This window comes from Brachybacterium sp. B718/18 (assembly GCF_055454375.1).
In genome coordinates this window covers 291,229-308,368 of the sequence record NZ_JBVDDO010000001.1, presented here as the reverse complement: position 1 = coordinate 308,368, position 17,140 = coordinate 291,229, and the positions used below count along the sequence as shown (strand labels likewise).

Annotated in this window: 16 protein-coding genes and 2 tRNA genes; 3 read left to right on the top strand and 15 right to left on the bottom strand. The window is 72.2% G+C overall.

Features of this window, described 5'->3' with window-relative positions:
* Window position 1 precedes the first annotated feature (1 nt).
* Complete coding sequence (locus ACZCAH_RS01515; protein ID WP_464339392.1) at window positions 2-2,173, bottom strand: ATP-dependent DNA helicase RecG; 2,172 nt, start codon at window positions 2,171-2,173, stop codon at window positions 2-4.
* A gap of 216 nt (window positions 2,174-2,389) precedes the next feature.
* Here ACZCAH_RS01515 and rpmB point away from each other — a divergent pair, with 216 nt between their 5' ends.
* Window positions 2,390-2,584, top strand: coding sequence for a 50S ribosomal protein L28 (rpmB, locus tag ACZCAH_RS01510; RefSeq protein ID WP_329745373.1), 195 nt, complete (start codon window positions 2,390-2,392; stop codon window positions 2,582-2,584).
* A gap of 236 nt (window positions 2,585-2,820) precedes the next feature.
* On the opposite strand, the gene ACZCAH_RS01505 is transcribed toward rpmB, so the two are convergent.
* Both ACZCAH_RS01505 and thiL read right to left on the bottom strand, forming a co-directional pair.
* Window positions 2,821-3,900, bottom strand: a complete 1,080-nt coding sequence (locus tag ACZCAH_RS01505) for an NAD(P)-dependent alcohol dehydrogenase (RefSeq protein ID WP_464339391.1) — start codon at window positions 3,898-3,900, stop codon at window positions 2,821-2,823.
* A gap of 36 nt (window positions 3,901-3,936) precedes the next feature.
* Window positions 3,937-4,899: a thiamine-phosphate kinase gene (gene thiL, locus ACZCAH_RS01500; RefSeq protein WP_464339390.1), complete on the bottom strand. Its 963-nt coding sequence runs from the start codon at window positions 4,897-4,899 to the stop codon at window positions 3,937-3,939.
* 27 nt (window positions 4,900-4,926) lie between these two features.
* Here thiL and ACZCAH_RS01495 point away from each other — a divergent pair, with 27 nt between their 5' ends.
* Window positions 4,927-5,418, top strand: a complete 492-nt coding sequence (locus tag ACZCAH_RS01495; protein ID WP_464339389.1) for a DUF3515 family protein — start codon at window positions 4,927-4,929, stop codon at window positions 5,416-5,418.
* A 97-nt stretch (window positions 5,419-5,515) separates the two neighbouring features.
* Here the strand turns inward: ACZCAH_RS01495 and ACZCAH_RS01490 are convergent, their stop codons facing one another.
* The 7 genes from ACZCAH_RS01490 to leuC all read right to left on the bottom strand — a co-directional run bounded on the left by ACZCAH_RS01490 (window position 5,516) and on the right by leuC (window position 12,417).
* Complete coding sequence (locus ACZCAH_RS01490; protein WP_464339388.1) at window positions 5,516-6,631, bottom strand: D-alanine--D-alanine ligase family protein; 1,116 nt, start codon at window positions 6,629-6,631, stop codon at window positions 5,516-5,518.
* Window positions 6,632-6,645: 14 nt separating this feature from the next.
* Window positions 6,646-7,635, bottom strand: a complete 990-nt coding sequence (locus tag ACZCAH_RS01485) for an NAD(P)H-dependent glycerol-3-phosphate dehydrogenase (protein ID WP_464339387.1) — start codon at window positions 7,633-7,635, stop codon at window positions 6,646-6,648.
* The gene (locus ACZCAH_RS01480) at window positions 7,632-8,405 is read right to left on the bottom strand and encodes a lysophospholipid acyltransferase family protein (protein ID WP_464339386.1); all 774 of its coding nucleotides are present in this window, start codon (window positions 8,403-8,405) and stop codon (window positions 7,632-7,634) included. The genes ACZCAH_RS01485 and ACZCAH_RS01480 overlap by 4 nt, the downstream gene beginning before the upstream one ends.
* A 1-nt stretch (window position 8,406) precedes the next feature.
* Window positions 8,407-8,961: a hypothetical protein gene (locus ACZCAH_RS01475; protein WP_329745366.1), complete on the bottom strand. Its 555-nt coding sequence runs from the start codon at window positions 8,959-8,961 to the stop codon at window positions 8,407-8,409.
* A gap of 4 nt (window positions 8,962-8,965) precedes the next feature.
* Window positions 8,966-10,282, bottom strand: a complete 1,317-nt coding sequence (gene murA, locus ACZCAH_RS01470; protein ID WP_464339385.1) for a UDP-N-acetylglucosamine 1-carboxyvinyltransferase — start codon at window positions 10,280-10,282, stop codon at window positions 8,966-8,968.
* 97 nt (window positions 10,283-10,379) lie between these two features.
* Window positions 10,380-10,994: a 3-isopropylmalate dehydratase small subunit gene (leuD, locus tag ACZCAH_RS01465; RefSeq protein WP_464339384.1), complete on the bottom strand. Its 615-nt coding sequence runs from the start codon at window positions 10,992-10,994 to the stop codon at window positions 10,380-10,382.
* 10 nt (window positions 10,995-11,004) lie between these two features.
* Window positions 11,005-12,417: a 3-isopropylmalate dehydratase large subunit gene (gene leuC, locus ACZCAH_RS01460; protein ID WP_464339383.1), complete on the bottom strand. Its 1,413-nt coding sequence runs from the start codon at window positions 12,415-12,417 to the stop codon at window positions 11,005-11,007.
* Window positions 12,418-12,556: 139 nt separating this feature from the next.
* Between leuC and ACZCAH_RS01455 the strand changes: the two genes are divergently transcribed.
* Window positions 12,557-13,291 carry an IclR family transcriptional regulator gene (locus tag ACZCAH_RS01455; protein WP_464339382.1) on the top strand — a complete coding sequence of 245 codons (735 nt, stop codon included), beginning with the start codon at window positions 12,557-12,559 and terminating at the stop codon, window positions 13,289-13,291.
* Between the two features lie 48 nt (window positions 13,292-13,339).
* On the opposite strand, the gene ACZCAH_RS01450 is transcribed toward ACZCAH_RS01455, so the two are convergent.
* From ACZCAH_RS01450 to ACZCAH_RS01430, 5 genes are all read right to left on the bottom strand, one after another.
* Complete coding sequence (locus ACZCAH_RS01450; RefSeq protein WP_464339381.1) at window positions 13,340-14,158, bottom strand: universal stress protein; 819 nt, start codon at window positions 14,156-14,158, stop codon at window positions 13,340-13,342.
* A gap of 179 nt (window positions 14,159-14,337) precedes the next feature.
* Window positions 14,338-14,410, bottom strand: a tRNA-Glu gene (locus ACZCAH_RS01445).
* Between the two features lie 35 nt (window positions 14,411-14,445).
* Window positions 14,446-14,517: transfer RNA gene (locus ACZCAH_RS01440), tRNA-Gln, on the bottom strand.
* Between the two features lie 179 nt (window positions 14,518-14,696).
* A complete protein-coding gene (gene gltX, locus ACZCAH_RS01435) occupies window positions 14,697-16,226 on the bottom strand; it encodes a glutamate--tRNA ligase (protein WP_464339380.1) in 1,530 nt (509 codons plus the stop codon).
* A 34-nt stretch (window positions 16,227-16,260) separates the two neighbouring features.
* Window positions 16,261-17,046 carry a fumarylacetoacetate hydrolase family protein gene (locus ACZCAH_RS01430; RefSeq protein ID WP_464339379.1) on the bottom strand — a complete coding sequence of 262 codons (786 nt, stop codon included), beginning with the start codon at window positions 17,044-17,046 and terminating at the stop codon, window positions 16,261-16,263.
* Between the last annotated feature and the right edge of the window lie 94 nt (window positions 17,047-17,140).

The following is a 17,140-nucleotide window of genomic DNA, read 5'->3' as shown; positions in this document are numbered from 1 at the left end:
CTCAGCTCCTTTCCACGTCGGGGTCGGCATGGCGCAGGCGGTCCGCGATGGCGGCCGCGAGCGCCGGGTGGTCGGTCAGCTCGGGGTCCTGCTCGAGCAGGGCGAAGGCGTCCTCGCGGGCCTGCTCGACGAGCTCGGCGTCGCGCCGCAGGTCGAGATGGCGCAGGGTCCGCTGCAGCCCGGACTGCTCCTCCCCCACGAGGTCGCCGGCGCCGCGGTGGGCGAGGTCCTTCTCGGCGAGCTCGAAGCCGTCGGTCGCCCCGGCGATGGTCTCCAGGCGCCGGGACGCCTCGGAGCCGGGCACGGCGCGGGTGTCGAGGAAGGCGAGGCCGGGGTGTTCGCCGCGGCCGACGCGGCCGCGCAGCTGGTGCAGCTGGGAGACGCCGAAGAGCTCCGCGTCCAGGACGATCATCACCGATGCGTTCGGCACGTCGACCCCGACCTCGATGACGGTGGTCGCCACCAGCACATCGAGGCGACCGTCGAGGACGCGCGCCATGGTCTCCTGCTTCTCCTCGGCGCTCATCCGGCCGTGGAGGACGCCGATCCGGGCGCCGCCGAGCTCGGGCCGACGGGCGAGCCGCTCGGCGGTCGCGAGCACGCCGCGGGCAGGCTCCTCCCCCTCGGGGGCCTCTTCGTCCTCGTCGATCCGGGGGCAGACCACGAACACCTGGCGGCCTTCGCGGATCTCCTCCCCGGCCCGCTCCCACATGCGCCGCTCCCACGCGGGGAGGGACTCGTGCACCGCGAAGCTGGTCACGCCGCGGCGGTGCCCGGGGCTCTCCCGCAGGGAGAGGACGTCGAGATCGCCGACGGTCGCGAGCGCCGCCGTGCGCGGGATCGGCGTCGCCGTCATCACCACGACGTGGGGACTGCGCCCCTCGGGCCCCTTGGCGCGCAGGCGCCGGCGGTGATCGACGCCGAAGCGGTGCTGCTCGTCGATGACCACCAGGCCCAGGGCCGCGAACTCGACGGTCTCGGTGAGCAGCGCGTGGGTACCGATCACGATGCCGGCGGCACCGCTGATGACGTCGAGCAGCGTCTCGCGGCGGTCGGCGGTGCGCTGGGAGCCGGTGAGCAGGCGCACCCGGGTCGCGTCGGCGTGGCCGTCGAGACGCCCGGCCCCGGCGAGATCGCCGAGGAGCGCCGTGATCGTGCGGTGATGCTGCTCCGCGAGCACCTCCGTGGGAGCGAGCAGCACCGCCTGGTGACCCGAGTCGACGGCGCGGAGCATGGCCCGCAGCGCGACGACGGTCTTTCCGGAGCCGACGTCCCCCTGGAGCAGCACGGAGGTGGGGTGCTCGCGGGCGATGCGCGCGGCGATCTCCTCGCCGACCGTGATCTGGCCGGCGGTCAGGGCGAAGGGGAGCCGGGCGTCGAACTCGCCCTGCAGCGGACCGTCCGCCCGCAGCGCCGGGGCCGGGGTGCGCTCGTCACGGGCGCGGCGCTCGGCGAAGATCGCCTGCAGCACGAAGGCCTCCTCGAAGGCGAGGACGCCGCGGCCGCGCCGCGCCTCGTCGAGATCGGCGGGATCGTGGAGCAGGCGCACCGCGTCCTCGAGTGCGGGCAGCCCCCGGGCGTCGAGCACCTCCGGAGGCACCGGGCGGCGCAGCAGCTGCGCGTTCTCGAGCCCGGTGGCGGTCGCCGAGCGCATGGTGGCCTGCGCGATGTTCTTCTTCAGCGGGTAGACGGGCCGGGGCCGCAGCGCCTGGGCCCGCGCGGCCGGGGTGTCGTCGACGGGCTCGTACTCCGGGTGGGCGATCTGGAAGCGGTCCCGCCGCGGATCGCGGTGCGCGGTACCGCGCACGAGGATCGTGCCGCCCTCCCCCATCCGGGCGCGGTGCCACTCGGCCTGGCCCGCATGGCTGAGGAAGAAGACCAGCTCGAGGGTGTCGCTGCCGTCGGAGACCTCGACCTCGAGCAGGTGGCCGCGGCGCGAGCGCATGCTGCGGTCCCGGATCGAGCCGACGGTGACGATCGCCGAGACCTCCTCGCCGTCCTGCACCTCGCGCAGGGAGCGGAGCGGCGCGGGGGTGACGTAGCGGCGCGGCGGGAAACGCAGCATCTCGTCGAGGTCGCGCACCGCGAAGGACGCCATCGCACGGGACTCCTTGGAGATCAGCAGCTCGGAGAGCGGCATCGATCCCGAGGTGGTCCGGGGCGTTCTGACCATCCGCTTCCTCCGTCCGACGTGCGATGATGTGCCCATCGTGCCACCTGGCCGTCAGGCTGTGTCGGAGTCCACAGGCCGTCGGACCCCCTCTCCCCTTCAGTCGGGAGGCGGGGATGGGCTACGATGCCGTGGTTGCCCTGACCTCCGAGGTCGCCGACTCTGCACCCCAGAGATGGTCGGGCACCTCGATCAGCATTCGACTTTCAGGAGACGACAGTGGCTTCCACGTGTGACATCTGCGCCAAGGGCCCGAGCTTCGGCAAGAGCGTGTCCCACTCGCACCGCCGCACCTCGCGTCGCTGGAACCCGAACATCCAGTCCGTCCGGACCGTGATCAACGGCACCAGCAAGAAGGTGAACGTCTGCACCTCCTGCCTCAAGGCGGGCAAGGTCAGCACCCTCGGCGCCTGAGCGAGACCGCCAGGACCTTTTCGCAGGAGCCCCCACCCGATCGGGTGGGGGCTCCTGTGCGTCGTGGGTGTGCGTTCCGGGACCGCCTTCCGGAACCGTGGTCCGGGAGGTGTCCGGTCCGGCGCGGCCCGGCTGCCACCTCCGGCGCGAGATCCGCGGGCACGGCCCCCTGCGGCTCATTCCGCTGTTCTTCCGCTGTTCGCAGCAGAACAGCCGCAGGGGGCTGTGTCTGGGGATCACTCCGCGGCGGCACCCGCGAAGGTGGAGGTGTCGATGACGGCGCGGAAGAACACCTCGCCGGCGACCACGCGGTCATAGACGGCATCGACCTCGTCCACGCCGACGACCTCGATCTCGGCGCCGAAGCCGTGCTCGGCGCAGAAGTCGAGCATCTCCTGGGTCTCGGCGATGCCGCCGATGTTCGAGCCGGCGAGCACGCGGCCGCCGCCGATCAGCGCCCCGAAGGAGAGCTGCTGCGGGGTGGGCGGCAGGCCCACGACCGCCATCACGCCGCGGGGCACGAGCAGGCTCAGGTAGCCGTTCACGTCGATGTCGGCGCTGATCGTGTTGAGGATCAGGTCGAACTCACCGCGGTGCGCCGAGAAGAAGTCGTCCTCGGAGGTCGAGAGCATGCGCTGGGCGCCCAGGTCGAGGGCGAGCTGCTCCTTCTTGCGGGAGCGGGACAGCACGGTCACCTCGGCGCCCATGGCGGCGGCGATGCGCACGCCCATGTGTCCGAGGCCGCCCATGCCGAGCACCGCGACCTTCTTCGGCGAGCCGTCGGCTCGCTTCTCCGCGGCGCCCCAGCGGGCCAGCGGCGAGTAGCTGGTGATGCCGGCGCAGAGCAGCGGCGCGGCGACGTCGAAGTCCAGGGCGTCGGGGATGCGCAGCACGAAGCGCTGGTCGACCACGACCTTCTCGGCGTAGCCGCCCTGGGTGATCGTGCCGTCGACGTCCTTCGCGTTGTAGGTGCCGACGTTCCCCTCGAGGCACGCCTGCTCCTCGCCCGCGAGGCACTGCGCGCACTCGCCGCAGGAGTCGACCATGCAGCCGACACCCACGCGGTCGCCGACCGACCAGTCGGTGACCTCGGCGCCGACCGCGGACACGACGCCCGCGATCTCGTGGCCGACGGTGAGGGGGAAGTGCGCCTCGCCCCATTCGTTGCGGATGGTGTGGATGTCGCTGTGGCAGATGCCTGCGGCCTTGATGTCGATGACGACGTCGGTCGGGCGCGGATCGCGGCGCTCGATGGTGGTGACGCGGAACGGCTGCTCCGGGCCGGTCTTCTGCAGGGCCTTCACGGTGATCGGCATGGATGTCTCCTTCGGGGGAACGGACCGCCGTCCAGCCTACGACTCGTCGGCGAAGTGGTCGAAACCACCTCCGGGGATGCGGTCACCGCCGAGCAGGATCGCCGGCTCCTCCCCCGCCGCCGGGGAGCGCACCGCGCCGAGCACCCGGAAGCCCGCGGGGACCGCGCCCGGCGGGAAGGTCGCGAGCATCGCATGCTCCTCGCCCCCGTGCAGCACCCAGGCGCGCGCCTCGGCCTCGTCCTGAGCCGGGGGCCGGAGCGCCGCGATGTCGGGGGCGAGGGCATCGGGGTCGAGGTCGATCACGACCTGGGAGGCGGCGGCGATCCGCCCGCCGTCGCGCACCAGACCGTCGGAGAGGTCGAGCATCGCGCTCGCCGCGCGCCCGACGGTCCAGCCGAGGCGGAGGTCCACCTCCGGGGCGTGGTGGAAGGCCACCAGCTCGGCGGGCTCGTCGCGGCCGGCGAGAACGGCAGCGAGTCCGGCAGCGGAGCGGCCCAATCGCTCGGTGCCGACGGCGAGCAGATCCCCGGGTCGGGCACCGGAGCGCAGCACGGGCACCTCCCCCTCGGCGAGGGTGCCGAGCGCCGTGACGGTCACGGAGAGCAGGTCGCCTCGACCCAGGTCTCCGCCGACGACGTGGGCGCCGTCGGTCTCCGCGCGGGCGGCGAGGGCGGCGGCGATCTCCTCGAAGACGCCCCCGTCGGTCCCCGCAGGGGCCGTGACCGAGACGACGAGGGCGTGGGGACGGGCACCCATCGCAGCGATGTCGGCGAGGTTCTGGACCGCCGCGCGGCGACCGAGCTGGATCGGGGTGATCACCCCGGGCAGGAAGTCCTCGCCCTCGGTGAGGGTGTCGGTCGAGACGACCAGGCGCGGACTGGGCAAGCGGAGCACCGCCGCATCGTCGCCCGGACCGACCTCGGCGAGCGGTGAGGGGCTCAGGTGCGGGAGCATGCGGGCGAGCAGGCCCGCCTCCCCGGAGGGCGGCGTCGAGGTCATGGGGCCAGTGTGCCGTAGGCTCGATGAGTGCTCGTCCCCCGCCGCTCCCTCGCCCTGGCCGTCGCCGGCGTGCTCGCCGCGACCCTGACCGCCTGCGGCACCGTGACGGTGCCGGCGGGAGAGTTCGCCGCGGACCCCACCTGCGCCGACGTGGTGATCGGGGCGCCGCAGGAGGTGCTGGGCCTGCCGCGCACGGAGACCTCCAGCCAGGGCACCGCCGCCTGGGGATCCGGCGAGGACACCGTGGTGATGCGCTGCGGGGTGACCCCGCCCGGACCCACCACGGACCGGTGCACGACCCTCGAGGACGGGGACGGGGTCCGGATCGACTGGATCGTCACGGAGATCGACGGCGGCTTCCTCTACACCACCTACGGCCGGGAGCCCGCGATCGACGTGTCGGTGCCGAGCTCGGCCGCCCCGGACCAGCCCTCGGCGGCGGCGCTCGACCTCTCCCGGGTGGTCAGCGCGAACACGGTCGCCTCCACCTACTGCATCGGTCCGGGCGACGCCGCCTGAGCCCGACCGCTCCTGAGCCCCGCGGCACCTGGACCCGCGGCACTCTGCCCCCACGGGCCTCGCCGCTCCCCTGCTCGACGGGGGCCGCGCCCCCGGCTCAGCGGGGGCCGAGCCGCCGTGCCGCGGCCTGCTCGACCAGGTCCGCGATCAGCTCCGCGTAGGACAGTCCCATGTTCTTCCAGAGCACGGGGAACATCGAGTACGGCGTGAAGCCGGGCATCGTGTTGACCTCGTTGATCACCACGCGGGCGTCCTCCGTGACGAACACGTCCACCCGGCCGAGACCCTCCAGCCCCAGGGCGGTGAAGGCGCGGGAGGCGACCTCGCGCACCGTCTCCAAAACCGCATCGGGCAGGGCGGCCGGCACGTCGATGGAGACGGTGCCCTTCCCGAAGTACTTCGACTCGTAGTCGTAGAACTCGAGGTCGTCGCCCACGGTGACCTCGCCGGGGATGGTGGTGCGCGCCTCGCCGCCGTCGCGTCCCTGCAGCACCCCGCACTCGACCTCGCGGCCGACGATGCCCTGTTCGACGAGCACCTTCGGATCCTCCGCGAAGGCCGTCTTCATCGCGGCGCCGAGGTCCTCGGGGCGGGTGACGCGGGAGACGCCGAGGCTCGAGCCGGCGCGGGCGGGCTTGACGAACCAGGGCAGCGGGTGGTGCTCCCGCAGGTGGGCGAGGACGCTGTCCTCCTCCCGGGCCCAGTGGTCCTCGTGCACGACGATGCCGGGGGCGCACTCGAGGCCCGCGGTGCGCAGCAGGGTCTTCGTCGCCACCTTGTCCATGCTCGCCGCGGAGGCCAGCACGCCCGAGCCGACGTAGGGGATGTCGAGCATCTCGAGCTGGCCCTGGACGGTGCCGTCCTCGCCGTAGGCGCCGTGCAGCAGCGGCCAGACCACGTCGACCTCCGCCAGGTCGCGGACCACGCCGTCCTCGAGCGCGCGCAGCACGATCGGCTCACCCGCCCGGTGGCGGACGGCGGGCAGCAGCACCTCAACCCCGGTGTCGTGGACCTCGGGAGCGCGGCCGTCGACGAGGGCCCAGTCCGAGGGGTCTGCGGAGGCCTGCACCCAGCGACCCGCCCGGGTGATACCGATCGCGAGCACGTCGAAGCGCTCTCGGTCGATCGCGGAGAGGATGCCGCCGGCGGTCACGCACGAGATGCCGTGCTCGCCGCTGCGGCCGCCGAACAGGAGGGCGACGGTGGTTCTCATGCTGGTCAGGGTAGTCACTCGGGGCGGATCGACCGCGACAGCAGGGCCGTGGTGACGTCCTCGATGCGTGCGCCGTGATCGACGACATCCACGACCGCGCGGGTGATCGGCATGTCGACGCCGAGCCGCGCCGCGAGGTCGCCCACCGCCCGGGCCGTGGCGACCCCCTCGGCGGTCTGGCCGACCTCCCGCGCGGCGGAGGCCACGTCGAGCCCGCGCCCGAGGGCGAGGCCGAGGCGGTGGTTCCGGGAGAGCGGGGAGGAGCAGGTCGCGACCAGGTCGCCCATCCCCGCGAGGCCCGCGAAGGTCTCGGGGCGTCCGCCGAGGGCGACGCCCAGCCGGGTGATCTCGGCGAGGCCCCGGGTGATCAGGGAGGCGGTGGTGTTGTGGCCGTGCCCCAGCCCGGTCGCGGCGCCGACGGCGATCGCGATCACGTTCTTGACGGCCCCGGCGATCTCGACCCCGATCACGTCGGTGGAGGTGTAGGCCCGCAGGTAGGGCGTCTGGCACCACGGGGCGAGCGTCTCCGCGAGGGCCTGGTCGGGAGCCGCGACGACGCTGCCGCAGGGCTGGCGGCGAGCGATCTCCCCGGAGAGGTTCGGGCCGGAGAGCACCCCGATCCGGGCCGGGTCCGTGCGACCGGCCTCGGCGATCACCTCGCTGATCCGCGCGTCGGTGCCGCGCTCGATGCCCTTGATCAGCGACAGCACCGGAACGTCCGGGAGCGCCGGCCAAGCCGCGAGGGTCGCGCGCAACGACTGGGCGGGGACGGCGAGGACGATCCCGTCGGCCCCCTCGAGCGCTTCCGCGATCCGGGAGGTGGCCTCGACCGCTTCCGGGAGCCGGTGCTCGCCGAGATAGGCGCTGTTGCGATGCCCGGTCCGGATCTCCGCGGCGACCTCCTCGCGGCGCGCCCAGAGCGTCACGTCGGAGCCGCCGTCGGCGAGCACCTGGGCGAAGGTCGTCCCCCAGCTGCCCGCGCCGAGCACCGCGAGGCGCCTCATGACCGCTGCCTCGGAGGTCGGAAGCTCGGATCGGTGCGGCCTATCTCGGGGCGGTGCGTATCACCGCGCGGATCATGCAGGGCCGCCGGCGGCTCCTCGCCGCGGATCTCGCCGAGCAGGGCGGTGATGCGCCGCATGAGGTCCTCGGTGATCCGCAGCGCCGCCTGCTGCTCGGTCTCCTCCGCGCGGCGGGAGACGGCGTACGCCTCCCCCACGCGCACGGTGAGACGCCGGCCCGGGCCGGGGTGCGGGATCGGGGAACCGACGGGCCACAGGCGCCGACCGCCCCAGCTGGCGATCGGCAGCAGCTGCGACCCGGTCTCGAGCGCCAGACGCGCCGCCCCGGTGCGGCCCTGCATGGGCCAGAGCTCGGGGTCGCGGGTGTAGGTGCCCTCGGGGAAGACCATCAGCATCTCCCCGCGGCCCAGGGCGCGCTTGGCGGCGGCGAGGGCGTCGGCCCCGCGGCCCGTGCCGCGCGAGACGGGGATCTGCTGGGCGCCGCGCAGCAGCGCGCCGAGCACGGGCACCTGGAACATCGCCTCCTTGGCCAGGAACCGCGGGGCGATGCCGCCGGCCTGCAGCAGATGGCCGTAGGAGAGCGCGTCGAGGGCGCTGAGATGGTTGCCGCACGCGATGACCGCCCCGGTGGGAGGGAGGTTCTCCACCCCGATCCAGCGGGGCCGGGTCAGCAGCGCGAGGAGCGGGCGCAGCGGGATCTGGGCGACGGCGATGACCCATCCGGCCCGGCGGCTGACATCGCGCCGCGGCATGTCAGTCCTCCGTGGCGGTGGAGCGGCCGAGGGCCTTGCGGGTCGCCTGACCGGTGAGGTGGCGGACCGTCGAGGTCGACGTGACCGTCCGGCGGCGCAGCGTCGTCGGCGCCCGACGGGCGAGGGTGTTGACCGCCGCGGCATGCATCAACCGACGCGGGGCGAAGGCGATGCGGCCCCGCACCGAGCGATACTTCACGGCGGTCGTGACCTGGAGCAGGTCCCCGCCGGGCAGCAGGGCGATCCCGATGCGGACCTGCAGGTTCGCGTCGTCGTCCTTGATCAGCGCCTCCGAGCCCACCACCTCGTCGGCCACGAAGTCCTTCTCCGGCGGCGGCACCATGTCGAAAAGGCGGATCGCCTCGTCGCGCAGCGCGAGCATCCCCCGCTTCGACAGCGGGGTGTTCTCGTGGGAGAAGATCGCCTCGGCCCACACCCGCGGATCCGACTCCTCGACCCCGCGGGTGGGGACGATCACCACATCGCAGTAGTCGGGGATCGGGATGTCGCGCAGGGCCAGCGAGCCCGCCGCGCCACGGGAGCCGTCGAGGGTCATCAGGTCACTTCTCCCAGAACTCGGCGCCGAGCGCCGTCAGCTTGTCGCGGAAGGACTCGTAGCCGCGGTCGATCAGGTCGATGCCGTGGATGGTGGAGACGCCCTCGGCCCCGAGGGCGGCGATCAGGTACGAGAACCCGCCGCGGAGGTCGGGCACGGTGATCTCCGCTCCGCGCAGCGGCTTGGGGCCGGAGATCACGGCGGAGTGGTTGAAGTTGCGGCGGCCGAAGCGGCAGGAGGACCCGCCGAGGCACTCGCGGTACACCTGGATGTGGGCGCCCATGTCGTTGAGCGCCGAGGTGAAGCCGAGCCGGTTCTCGTAGACCGTCTCGTGGATGATCGAGATGCCGTCGGCCTGGGTCAGCGCGACCACGAGCGGCTGCTGCCAGTCGGTCATCAGGCCGGGGTGGACGTCGGTCTCGACCGCGATCGCCCGCAGCGGGGTGCCGGGGTGGAAGAAGTGGATGCCGGCCTCGGTGATGTCGAGGCCGCCACCGATCTTCCGGAAGGTGTTCAGGAAGGTAGACATCGGCTTCTGCTGCGCCCCGCGCACGAACACCGACCCCTTGGTGACCAGGGCCGCGCAGGCCCACGAGGCCGCCTCGATGCGATCCGGGAGGGCGACGTGCTCGTAGCCGCCGAGGTGGGAGACTCCCTCGATGGTGATGGTGCGGTCGGTCTGCAGGGTGATGAGCGCGCCCATCTTCTGCAGCACCGAGATGAGGTCCTCGATCTCGGGCTCGACCGCGGCGTTGGTGAGGACGGTGATGCCCTCGGCGCGGACCGCGGTCAGCAGCACCTGCTCGGTCGCCCCGACGCTCGGGTACTCGAGGTTGATGGTCGTGCCGTGCAGGCCGTTCGGGGCGGTGATGTAGATGCCCAGCTCGCGCTTGTCGACCTCGGCGCCGAAGCTGCGCAGCACGTCGAGGTGGTAGTTGATGGGCCGGTCGCCGATGCGGCAGCCGCCGAGGTCGGGGATGATCGCCTCGCCGAGACGGTGCAGGAGCGGGCCGCAAAAGAGGATCGGGATGCGGGAGCTGCCCGCGTGGGCGTCGATCTCCGCGGCGTGGGCGCGCTCCACGTTGGACGGGTCCATGCGCAGGACCCCGCCCTCGACGTCGCGCTCGACCTTCACCCCGTGGATCGAGAGCAGCTGGGAGACGATCTGGACGTCACGGATGTCCGGGACCGAGCGCAGCATGCTCGGGGCCTCGCCGAGCAGCGCCGCCACCATCGCCTTGGAGACGAGGTTCTTCGCGCCGCGGACGGTGATCTCGCCGTCGAGCGGCCGTCCGCCGCGCACATGGAAAGTCGAGCTCATGGTGTCCTGTCCTCGGAGGTCGGGTGCCCAGGCATCCGGGTCTGACCGGCACACCATACCGGAGCGCCCTGCCCCGCCCCCGACCCCCGGGAGAGGATCACTCCGTGTCGGCGGTCCGGGCCGGGAGCGTCTTCGGCATCCACGAGGGGCGCTTCGCCTCGAACGCGGTGATGTCCTCCTCGTGGCGGAGGGTGAGTCCGATGTCGTCCAGCCCCTCCATCAGGCGCCACCGGGTGTAGTCGTCGATCTCGAAGCGGAAGACCGCATCTCCGGCGCGCGCCTGGCGCGCCTCGAGGTCCACGGTCACCTCGGTGCCCGGGGCCTCCTCGAGGATCTTCCACAGCTGCTCGATGTCGTCCTGGGCGAGGACTCCCGCGACCAGGCCCTGCTTGCCCGAGTTGCCGCGGAAGATGTCCGCGAAGCGGCTCGAGAGGACGGCCTTGAAGCCGTAGTCGCGCAGCGCCCAGACGGCGTGCTCGCGGGAGGAGCCGGTCCCGAAGTCAGGGCCCGCCACGAGCACGGAGCCCCGCGAGTAGGGCTCGCGGTTCAGCACGAAGTCGGGATCGTTGCTCCGCCAGGCGTTGAAGAGGCCGTCGTCGAAGCCGGTCTTCGTGACCCGCTTGAGATAGACGGCGGGGATGATCTGGTCGGTGTCGACATTGCTGCGGCGCAGCGGGACGCCGATGCCGGTATGGGTGATGAAGGCTTCCATGGCGGGCTCCTCAGGCGTTGGTCAGCAGGTCGGACGGCGAGGACAGGGTGCCGCGCACGGCGGTCGCGGCGGCGACCACCGGGGACACCAGGTGCGTGCGACCGCCCTTGCCCTGCCGGCCCTCGAAGTTGCGGTTGGAGGTCGAGGCGGCCCGCTCACCGGGCTTGAGCTGGTCGGGGTTCATGCCCAGGCACATGGAGCAGCCGGCCTGACGCCACTCGGCGCCGAAGTCGAGGAACACCCGGTCCAGCCCCTCCTGCTCGGCCTGGATCCGCACGCGGGCGGAGCCGGGGACGACCAGCACGCGCACCTCGGGGTGCTTGGTCCGCCCCTTGATCGTCTCGGCGAAGGCGCGGAGATCCTCGATGCGGCCGTTGGTGCACGAGCCCATGAACACGGTGTCGACCCGGATGTCCTTCAGCGGGGTGCCGGGGACCAGATCCATGTAGGTCAGCGCGTTCTCGGCCGCGGTGCGCGAGGTGTCGTCGGTGAAGTCCTCGGGGGCGGGAACGGTCGCGGAGAGCGGCAGGCCCTGGCCTGGGTTCGTGCCCCAGGTGACGAAGGGCTCGAGCTCGTCGGCGTCGATGATCACCTCGGTGTCGAAGACGGCGTCGTCGTCGCTGCGCAGGGTCCGCCAGTAGGCGACGGCCTCGTCCCAGTCCGCGCCACGGGGGGCGTGCGGTCGGCCCTTCACGTACTCGAAGGTGGTCTCGTCGGGGGCGATCATGCCCGCGCGGGCGCCGGCCTCGATGGACATGTTGCAGATGGTCATGCGGCCCTCCATGGAGAGAGCGCGGATGGCGTCGCCGCGGTACTCGAGCACGTAGCCCGCGCCGCCGCCGGTGCCGATCTTCGCGATGACGGCGAGGATGATGTCCTTCGCGGTCACGCCGGGGCGCAGCGCACCGTTGACGGTGACGGCCATGGTGCGGAAGGGCTTCAGCGGCAGGGTCTGCGTGGCGAGCACGTGCTCGACCTCGGAGGTGCCGATGCCGAAGGCGAGAGCCCCGAAGGCGCCGTGGGTCGAGGTGTGGGAGTCGCCGCACACGACGGTGATGCCGGGCATGGTCAGACCCAGCTGCGGTCCCACGACGTGGACGATGCCCTGGTCCTTGTCGCCGAGGGAGTGGATGCGCACGCCGAACTCCTCGGCGTTGCGGCGCAGGGTGTCGATCTGCGTGCGCGAGGTGAGGTCCGCGATCGGCTTGTCGATGTCGATCGTGGGGGTGTTGTGGTCCTCGGTCGCGAGCTGCTGGTCGAGACGACGGGGGCTGCGCCCCTCCTGCCGCAGGCCGTCGAAGGCCTGGGGGCTGGTCACCTCGTGCAGGAGCTGGAGGTCGATGTAGAGCAGGTCCGGCTCTCCGTTGTCTCCGCGACGGACCACGTGATCCGCCCAGACCTTCTCCGCGAGAGTCCCCGCCATGTCGATCCTTCCCTGCCCCCGGGGTCGGGGACGTGTCCGCCTGCTGGAACGCGCTCGGGGTGCGAGCGCCCGACCATCGTCATCCGACGGGGAGGCCCCTGCACTTGCGTCTCAGGGAATAAGACGGCAATATCGGAGCATGGACAACACCCCGGAGGAGAACGGCAGTGGCGTGGGCGTGCTCGACAAGGCCGCCGTCGTGCTCGGCGCCCTCGAGGCGGGCCCCGCGACCCTGGCCCAGCTCGTGCAGTCGACCGGTCTCGCGCGCCCCACGGCCCATCGCCTCGCCGTCGCCCTCGAGTTCCACCATCTGGTCGCCCGCGACATGCAGGGCCGTTTCATCCTCGGCCCGCGCCTCGGCGAGCTCGCCGCGGCCGCCGGCGAGGACCGTCTGCTCGCGGCCGCCGGCCCCGTACTGGCGGCGCTCCGGGACCATACCGGGGAGTCCGCCCAGCTCTATCGGCGCCAGGGCGACCACCGCATCTGCGTAGCTGCGGCCGAGCGCCCCATCGGCCTGCGGGACTCCGTCCCCATGGGGTCGACCCTCACCATGAAGGCGGGCTCCGCCGCGCAGATCCTGCTCGCCTGGGAGGAGCCGGACCGGCTCCACCGCGGGCTGCTCGGCGCGCGCTTCACCGCCACGCAGCTGTCCGCCGTGCGCCGGCGCGGCTGGGCGCAGTCCATCGGGGAGCGCGAGCCGGGCGTCGGCTCCGTCTCCGCCCCGGTGCGCGGCCCGAACGGCCGGGTCGTCGCCGCGCTGAGCATCTCGGGGCCGATCGAGCGCCTCACGCGGCAACCGGGGCGCCTGCACGCCGCCTCGGTGATGAGCTCCGCCAACAACCTCACCGAGCTGCTGCGCCGCGCGGGCGGCTGATCGCCGCCGCGAGGTGACGGCGCATCGTGCGAGCGTCCCGGTATCGGGTCAGGCTCGCTCGATCCACACCGGTGCGTGCGCATAACGCAGCACCGTCACGAGGCGGCGCGGCGCGGAGATCGGCCCATCGGGTCCCTTGGCGCGCTCTCCCGCGACGACGATGAGCGCCGCATCCTCACTGGCCCGGATCAGCTCCTTCGCGCTCTCGGTCGCGGCGACGGTGACCCCGCGCACGAACACGCCGGGATGGCTCAGCGCGAGGCGCTCGGCGACCTCGACCCTGATCGACTCGGCGGCATCGGCGGCGGTGTCCGCCCGCAGGATCAGGTGGAGGTCCCGGTCGTAGGCGGCGGCGAGATCCGCGGCGCGTTCGAGGGCGACGGCGGTGGTGCCGTCGTGGACCACGCCGATCGGCCCCTCCTCCCCCAGACGTCCGCGGACGACCACGACGGGGCAGTGCGCGCGGGCAGCGAGCGCAAGGCTCTTCGAGCCGACGACGAGGGTCATGAGCCGTCCCATGCCCCGGCCGCCCACGACCATGACCTCGGAGCCCGTGCTGCCGGCCACGAGGACGGGCACGGCGTTGCCATCGACCACCTCGGAGGTGATCTCGAGATCGGGCGCCTCGGCGCGGGCGATCGCGACGGCTTCCTTCACGAGGGTCTGGGCGGCCTGGCGGATGCCGGAGCCGACCATCCCGGGGATCGGGTCGGTGTCGACGTCGAGCTCGGTCCACATGAAGGCGTGGAGGAGGTGGAGGGTGCCTCCGATGCGCTGTGCGTGCCGGGCCGCCCAGCGGACGGCGTGGTCGGACTCCTCGGCATCGGCGAGGCCCACGGTCACTCTCGGCGGTGAGGTGTTCGTCATGTCCCGACGATACTCCGGATGACCTGCGCAGGGAACGCGGTTCGGGAAGGACGCGCAGGGGAACTGCGGGAACCATGAGCACTGAACGATCACGGCGAACGGCGCGATCACGACGAGCAGCGCCGGCAAACAGAGCAACGAGAAAGGAGCCGATGCCAGTGGCATCGACTCCTTGTCCGTACCCCGTACCGGATTTGAACCGGTGTTACCGCCGTGAGAGGGCGACGTCCTAGGCCGCTAGACGAACGGGGCGCGGACTGTCCATCTCCCGGAGGAGACGTTCAGCGCTGGGGTACCAGGACTCGAACCTAGAATGACGGTACCAGAAACCGTTGTGTTGCCAATTACACCATACCCCATGGTGAGAGCACGATTCCGAGGTGCTTCCCGAACCCTCGGGCCCCTCTGGAGCCCTCCGGTCCGCGATCTCCCGCGGTGCCGTACCGAGGTACAACATTAGCGGCTCGCGGCCGGAGGGGCAAAGCGAGAGGGGCCTTTCGGGCTGTGAGGCTCGGCACCCCCTCGCGTCACCGTCGGTTCACTCCGGAGACACCGCGCTCAGCCGGTCGCGCAGCGCCCGCAGACGCGTGAGGCTCGAGGGCTTGCCGAGCAGCTCCATCGACTCGAACAGGGGCGGCGAGATGCGACGGCCGGAGATCGCGCTGCGCAGCGGTCCGAAGGCGAGGCGCGGCTTGATGCCCATGTCCTCGACGATGGCCTGGCGCAGGGCCGGCTCGAGCAGCTCGGCGGTGAAGGAGTCCGCCGGCACGGCCTCGATCTCGGCGATGGCCCGCTCGAGCACCGCGACGGGGTCGTCGCCGATCTTCGCGAGGGCCTCGTCCTGGACCTCGAGGTCCTCATCGGCGGCGAAGAGGAAGCGAAGCAGGTCCGGCGCCTCGCCGAGCAGGTTCATCCGGGTCTGCACGAGCGGCGCGGCCGCGACCAGCAGGGCCTGCTGCTCGGGCGTGACGACCTCGCCGAGGACTCCGCCGGCCTGGAGGTAGGGCACGAGGCGCTCGACGAACTCGGCCTCGGGAAGGAGGCGGATGTGGTCGGCGTTGATGGCTGTCGCCTTCTTGCGGTCCACGCGCGCGGGGTTGGGGTTGACGTCGGAGGCGTCGAACCGCTCGACGAACTGCTCGCGGGAGAAGATGTCCTGGTCCGCGCTGTAGCCCCAGCCGAGCAGGGCCAGGTAGTTGACCATGCCCTCGGGGGTGAAGCCCTGGTCCCGGTAGAGGAACAGGTTGGACTCCGGGTCCCGCTTGGACAGCTTCTTGTTGCCCTCCCCCATCACGTAGGGCAGGTGACCGAACTGCGGGATGCGATCGGCGACGCCGACGTCCATGAGGGCCCGGTAGAGCGCGATCTGGCGCGGCGTCGAGGAGAGCAGGTCCTCCCCGCGCAGGACATGGGTGATGCGCATGAGGGCGTCGTCGACGGGGTTGACGAGGGTGTAGAGCGGCTGCCCGTTGGCGCGCACCACGACGTAGTCGGGGGTGGAGCCGGCCTTGAAGGTGATCTCGCCGCGCACCAGGTCCACGAAGCTGAGGTCCTCGTCGGGCATGCGCAGGCGCCAGGTGGGCTCGCGGCCCTCGGCGCGGAAGGCGGCCTTCTGCTCCTCGGTGAGCTCGCGGTCGTAGCCGTCGTAGCCGAGCTGCGGGTCGCGGCCGGCGGCGCGGTGCCGATCGGCGATCTCCTCGGCGGTCGAGAACGACTCGTAGATGTGCCCGGCGTCCTTGAGCTTCGCGATGACGTCCTGGTAGATCTCGCCGCGCTGGGACTGGCGGTAGGGGCCGTCGGGTCCGCCCACCTCGACCCCCTCGTCCCAGTCGATGCCGAGCCAGCGCATGGCCTCGAGCAGCTGGTGGTAGGACTCCTCGCTGTCGCGGGCGGCGTCGGTGTCCTCGATGCGGAAGATCAGCTTGCCGCCGTGGTGGCGGGCGTGCGCCCAGTTGAACAGGGCCGTGCGCACGAGGCCGACGTGGGGGGTGCCGGTCGGGCTCGGGCAGAACCGGACGCGGACCTCGTCGGAGGGCGCGGTGGAAGGGACGACGGGGGCGGTGGTCACGCGGGACGCTCCTGGGGTGTGCGGTGGGCGCCGTTCAGCGGCGCACGAGGGGGTTGCTGAGGGTGCCGATGCCCTCGATGGTCACGTCGATGACGGCGCCCGGTTCGACCGTGCGCACCCCGGCGGGGGTGCCCGTGAGCACGAGGTCGCCCGGCAGCAGGGTGACGACGGAGGAGATCTCGGCGACGAGCTCGGTGACGGAGCGGATCATGTCCGCCGTGCTGCCCTGCTGGGCGGTCTCGCCGTCGACGGCCGAGGAGATGGAGAGGCCTCCGGGGTCGGTGATGTCGAGATCGGTCTCGATCCAGGGACCGATCGGGCAGGAGGTGTCGAACGCCTTCGCGCGGAACCACTGCTTCTCTCCACGCTGCGCATCGCGGGCGGTGAGGTCGTTGGCGCAGGTGTAGCCGAGCACGTGATCGGCGACCTGCTCCGGCGCGAGATCCTTCGCCATGCGCTTGATGACCACGGCGAGCTCCGCCTCGAGGCTCACCTCCTGGCTGTAGGAGGGCACGACCACCGGGTCTCCGGGGCCTACGACGGCGGTGTTGGGCTTGAGGAAGAACAGAGCCTGGTCGGGCACCTCGTTGCCGAGCTCGGCGGCATGGGCGGCGTAGTTGCGGCCCACGCACACCACCTTCGAGCGCGGGATCACGGGGGCGAGCAGGCGCACGTCCTCGAGGGGCGTGATGGTGCCGGTGGGGCGGATCTCGGTGTACAGGGGGTCGCCGGTGATGCCGTAGACCATGTCCCGGCCGTCCTTATCCTGGACGATCCCGTACATGGGGTCCTCACCGGTGGTGAATCGGGCGATGCGCATGCTCGCCAGTCTAGGTCCCGGTCCCCGGCGGGCCGACGCTGGGCCTGTCCCTCCGGGGCCCGATGCCATATGCTTCAACTATCAACTACCTCTC

Coding starts and splice junctions, on each gene's coding strand:
- leuC (WP_464339383.1), bottom strand. CDS start 12,417: ATGGCGGGGACTCTCGCGGAGAAGGTCTGGGCGGATCACGTGGTCCGT.
- ACZCAH_RS01480 (WP_464339386.1), bottom strand. CDS start 8,405: ATGCCGCGGCGCGATGTCAGCCGCCGGGCCGGATGGGTCATCGCCGTC.
- ACZCAH_RS01485 (WP_464339387.1), bottom strand. CDS start 7,635: ATGAGGCGCCTCGCGGTGCTCGGCGCGGGCAGCTGGGGGACGACCTTC.
- thiL (WP_464339390.1), bottom strand. CDS start 4,899: ATGACCTCGACGCCGCCCTCCGGGGAGGCGGGCCTGCTCGCCCGCATG.
- ACZCAH_RS01455 (WP_464339382.1), top strand. CDS start 12,557: ATGGACAACACCCCGGAGGAGAACGGCAGTGGCGTGGGCGTGCTCGAC.
- ACZCAH_RS01490 (WP_464339388.1), bottom strand. CDS start 6,631: ATGAGAACCACCGTCGCCCTCCTGTTCGGCGGCCGCAGCGGCGAGCAC.
- murA (WP_464339385.1), bottom strand. CDS start 10,282: ATGAGCTCGACTTTCCATGTGCGCGGCGGACGGCCGCTCGACGGCGAG.
- ACZCAH_RS01430 (WP_464339379.1), bottom strand. CDS start 17,046: ATGCGCATCGCCCGATTCACCACCGGTGAGGACCCCATGTACGGGATC.
- leuD (WP_464339384.1), bottom strand. CDS start 10,994: ATGGAAGCCTTCATCACCCATACCGGCATCGGCGTCCCGCTGCGCCGC.
- ACZCAH_RS01475 (WP_329745366.1), bottom strand. CDS start 8,961: ATGACCCTCGACGGCTCCCGTGGCGCGGCGGGCTCGCTGGCCCTGCGC.
- ACZCAH_RS01515 (WP_464339392.1), bottom strand. CDS start 2,173: ATGGTCAGAACGCCCCGGACCACCTCGGGATCGATGCCGCTCTCCGAG.
- ACZCAH_RS01450 (WP_464339381.1), bottom strand. CDS start 14,158: ATGACGAACACCTCACCGCCGAGAGTGACCGTGGGCCTCGCCGATGCC.
- ACZCAH_RS01505 (WP_464339391.1), bottom strand. CDS start 3,900: ATGCCGATCACCGTGAAGGCCCTGCAGAAGACCGGCCCGGAGCAGCCG.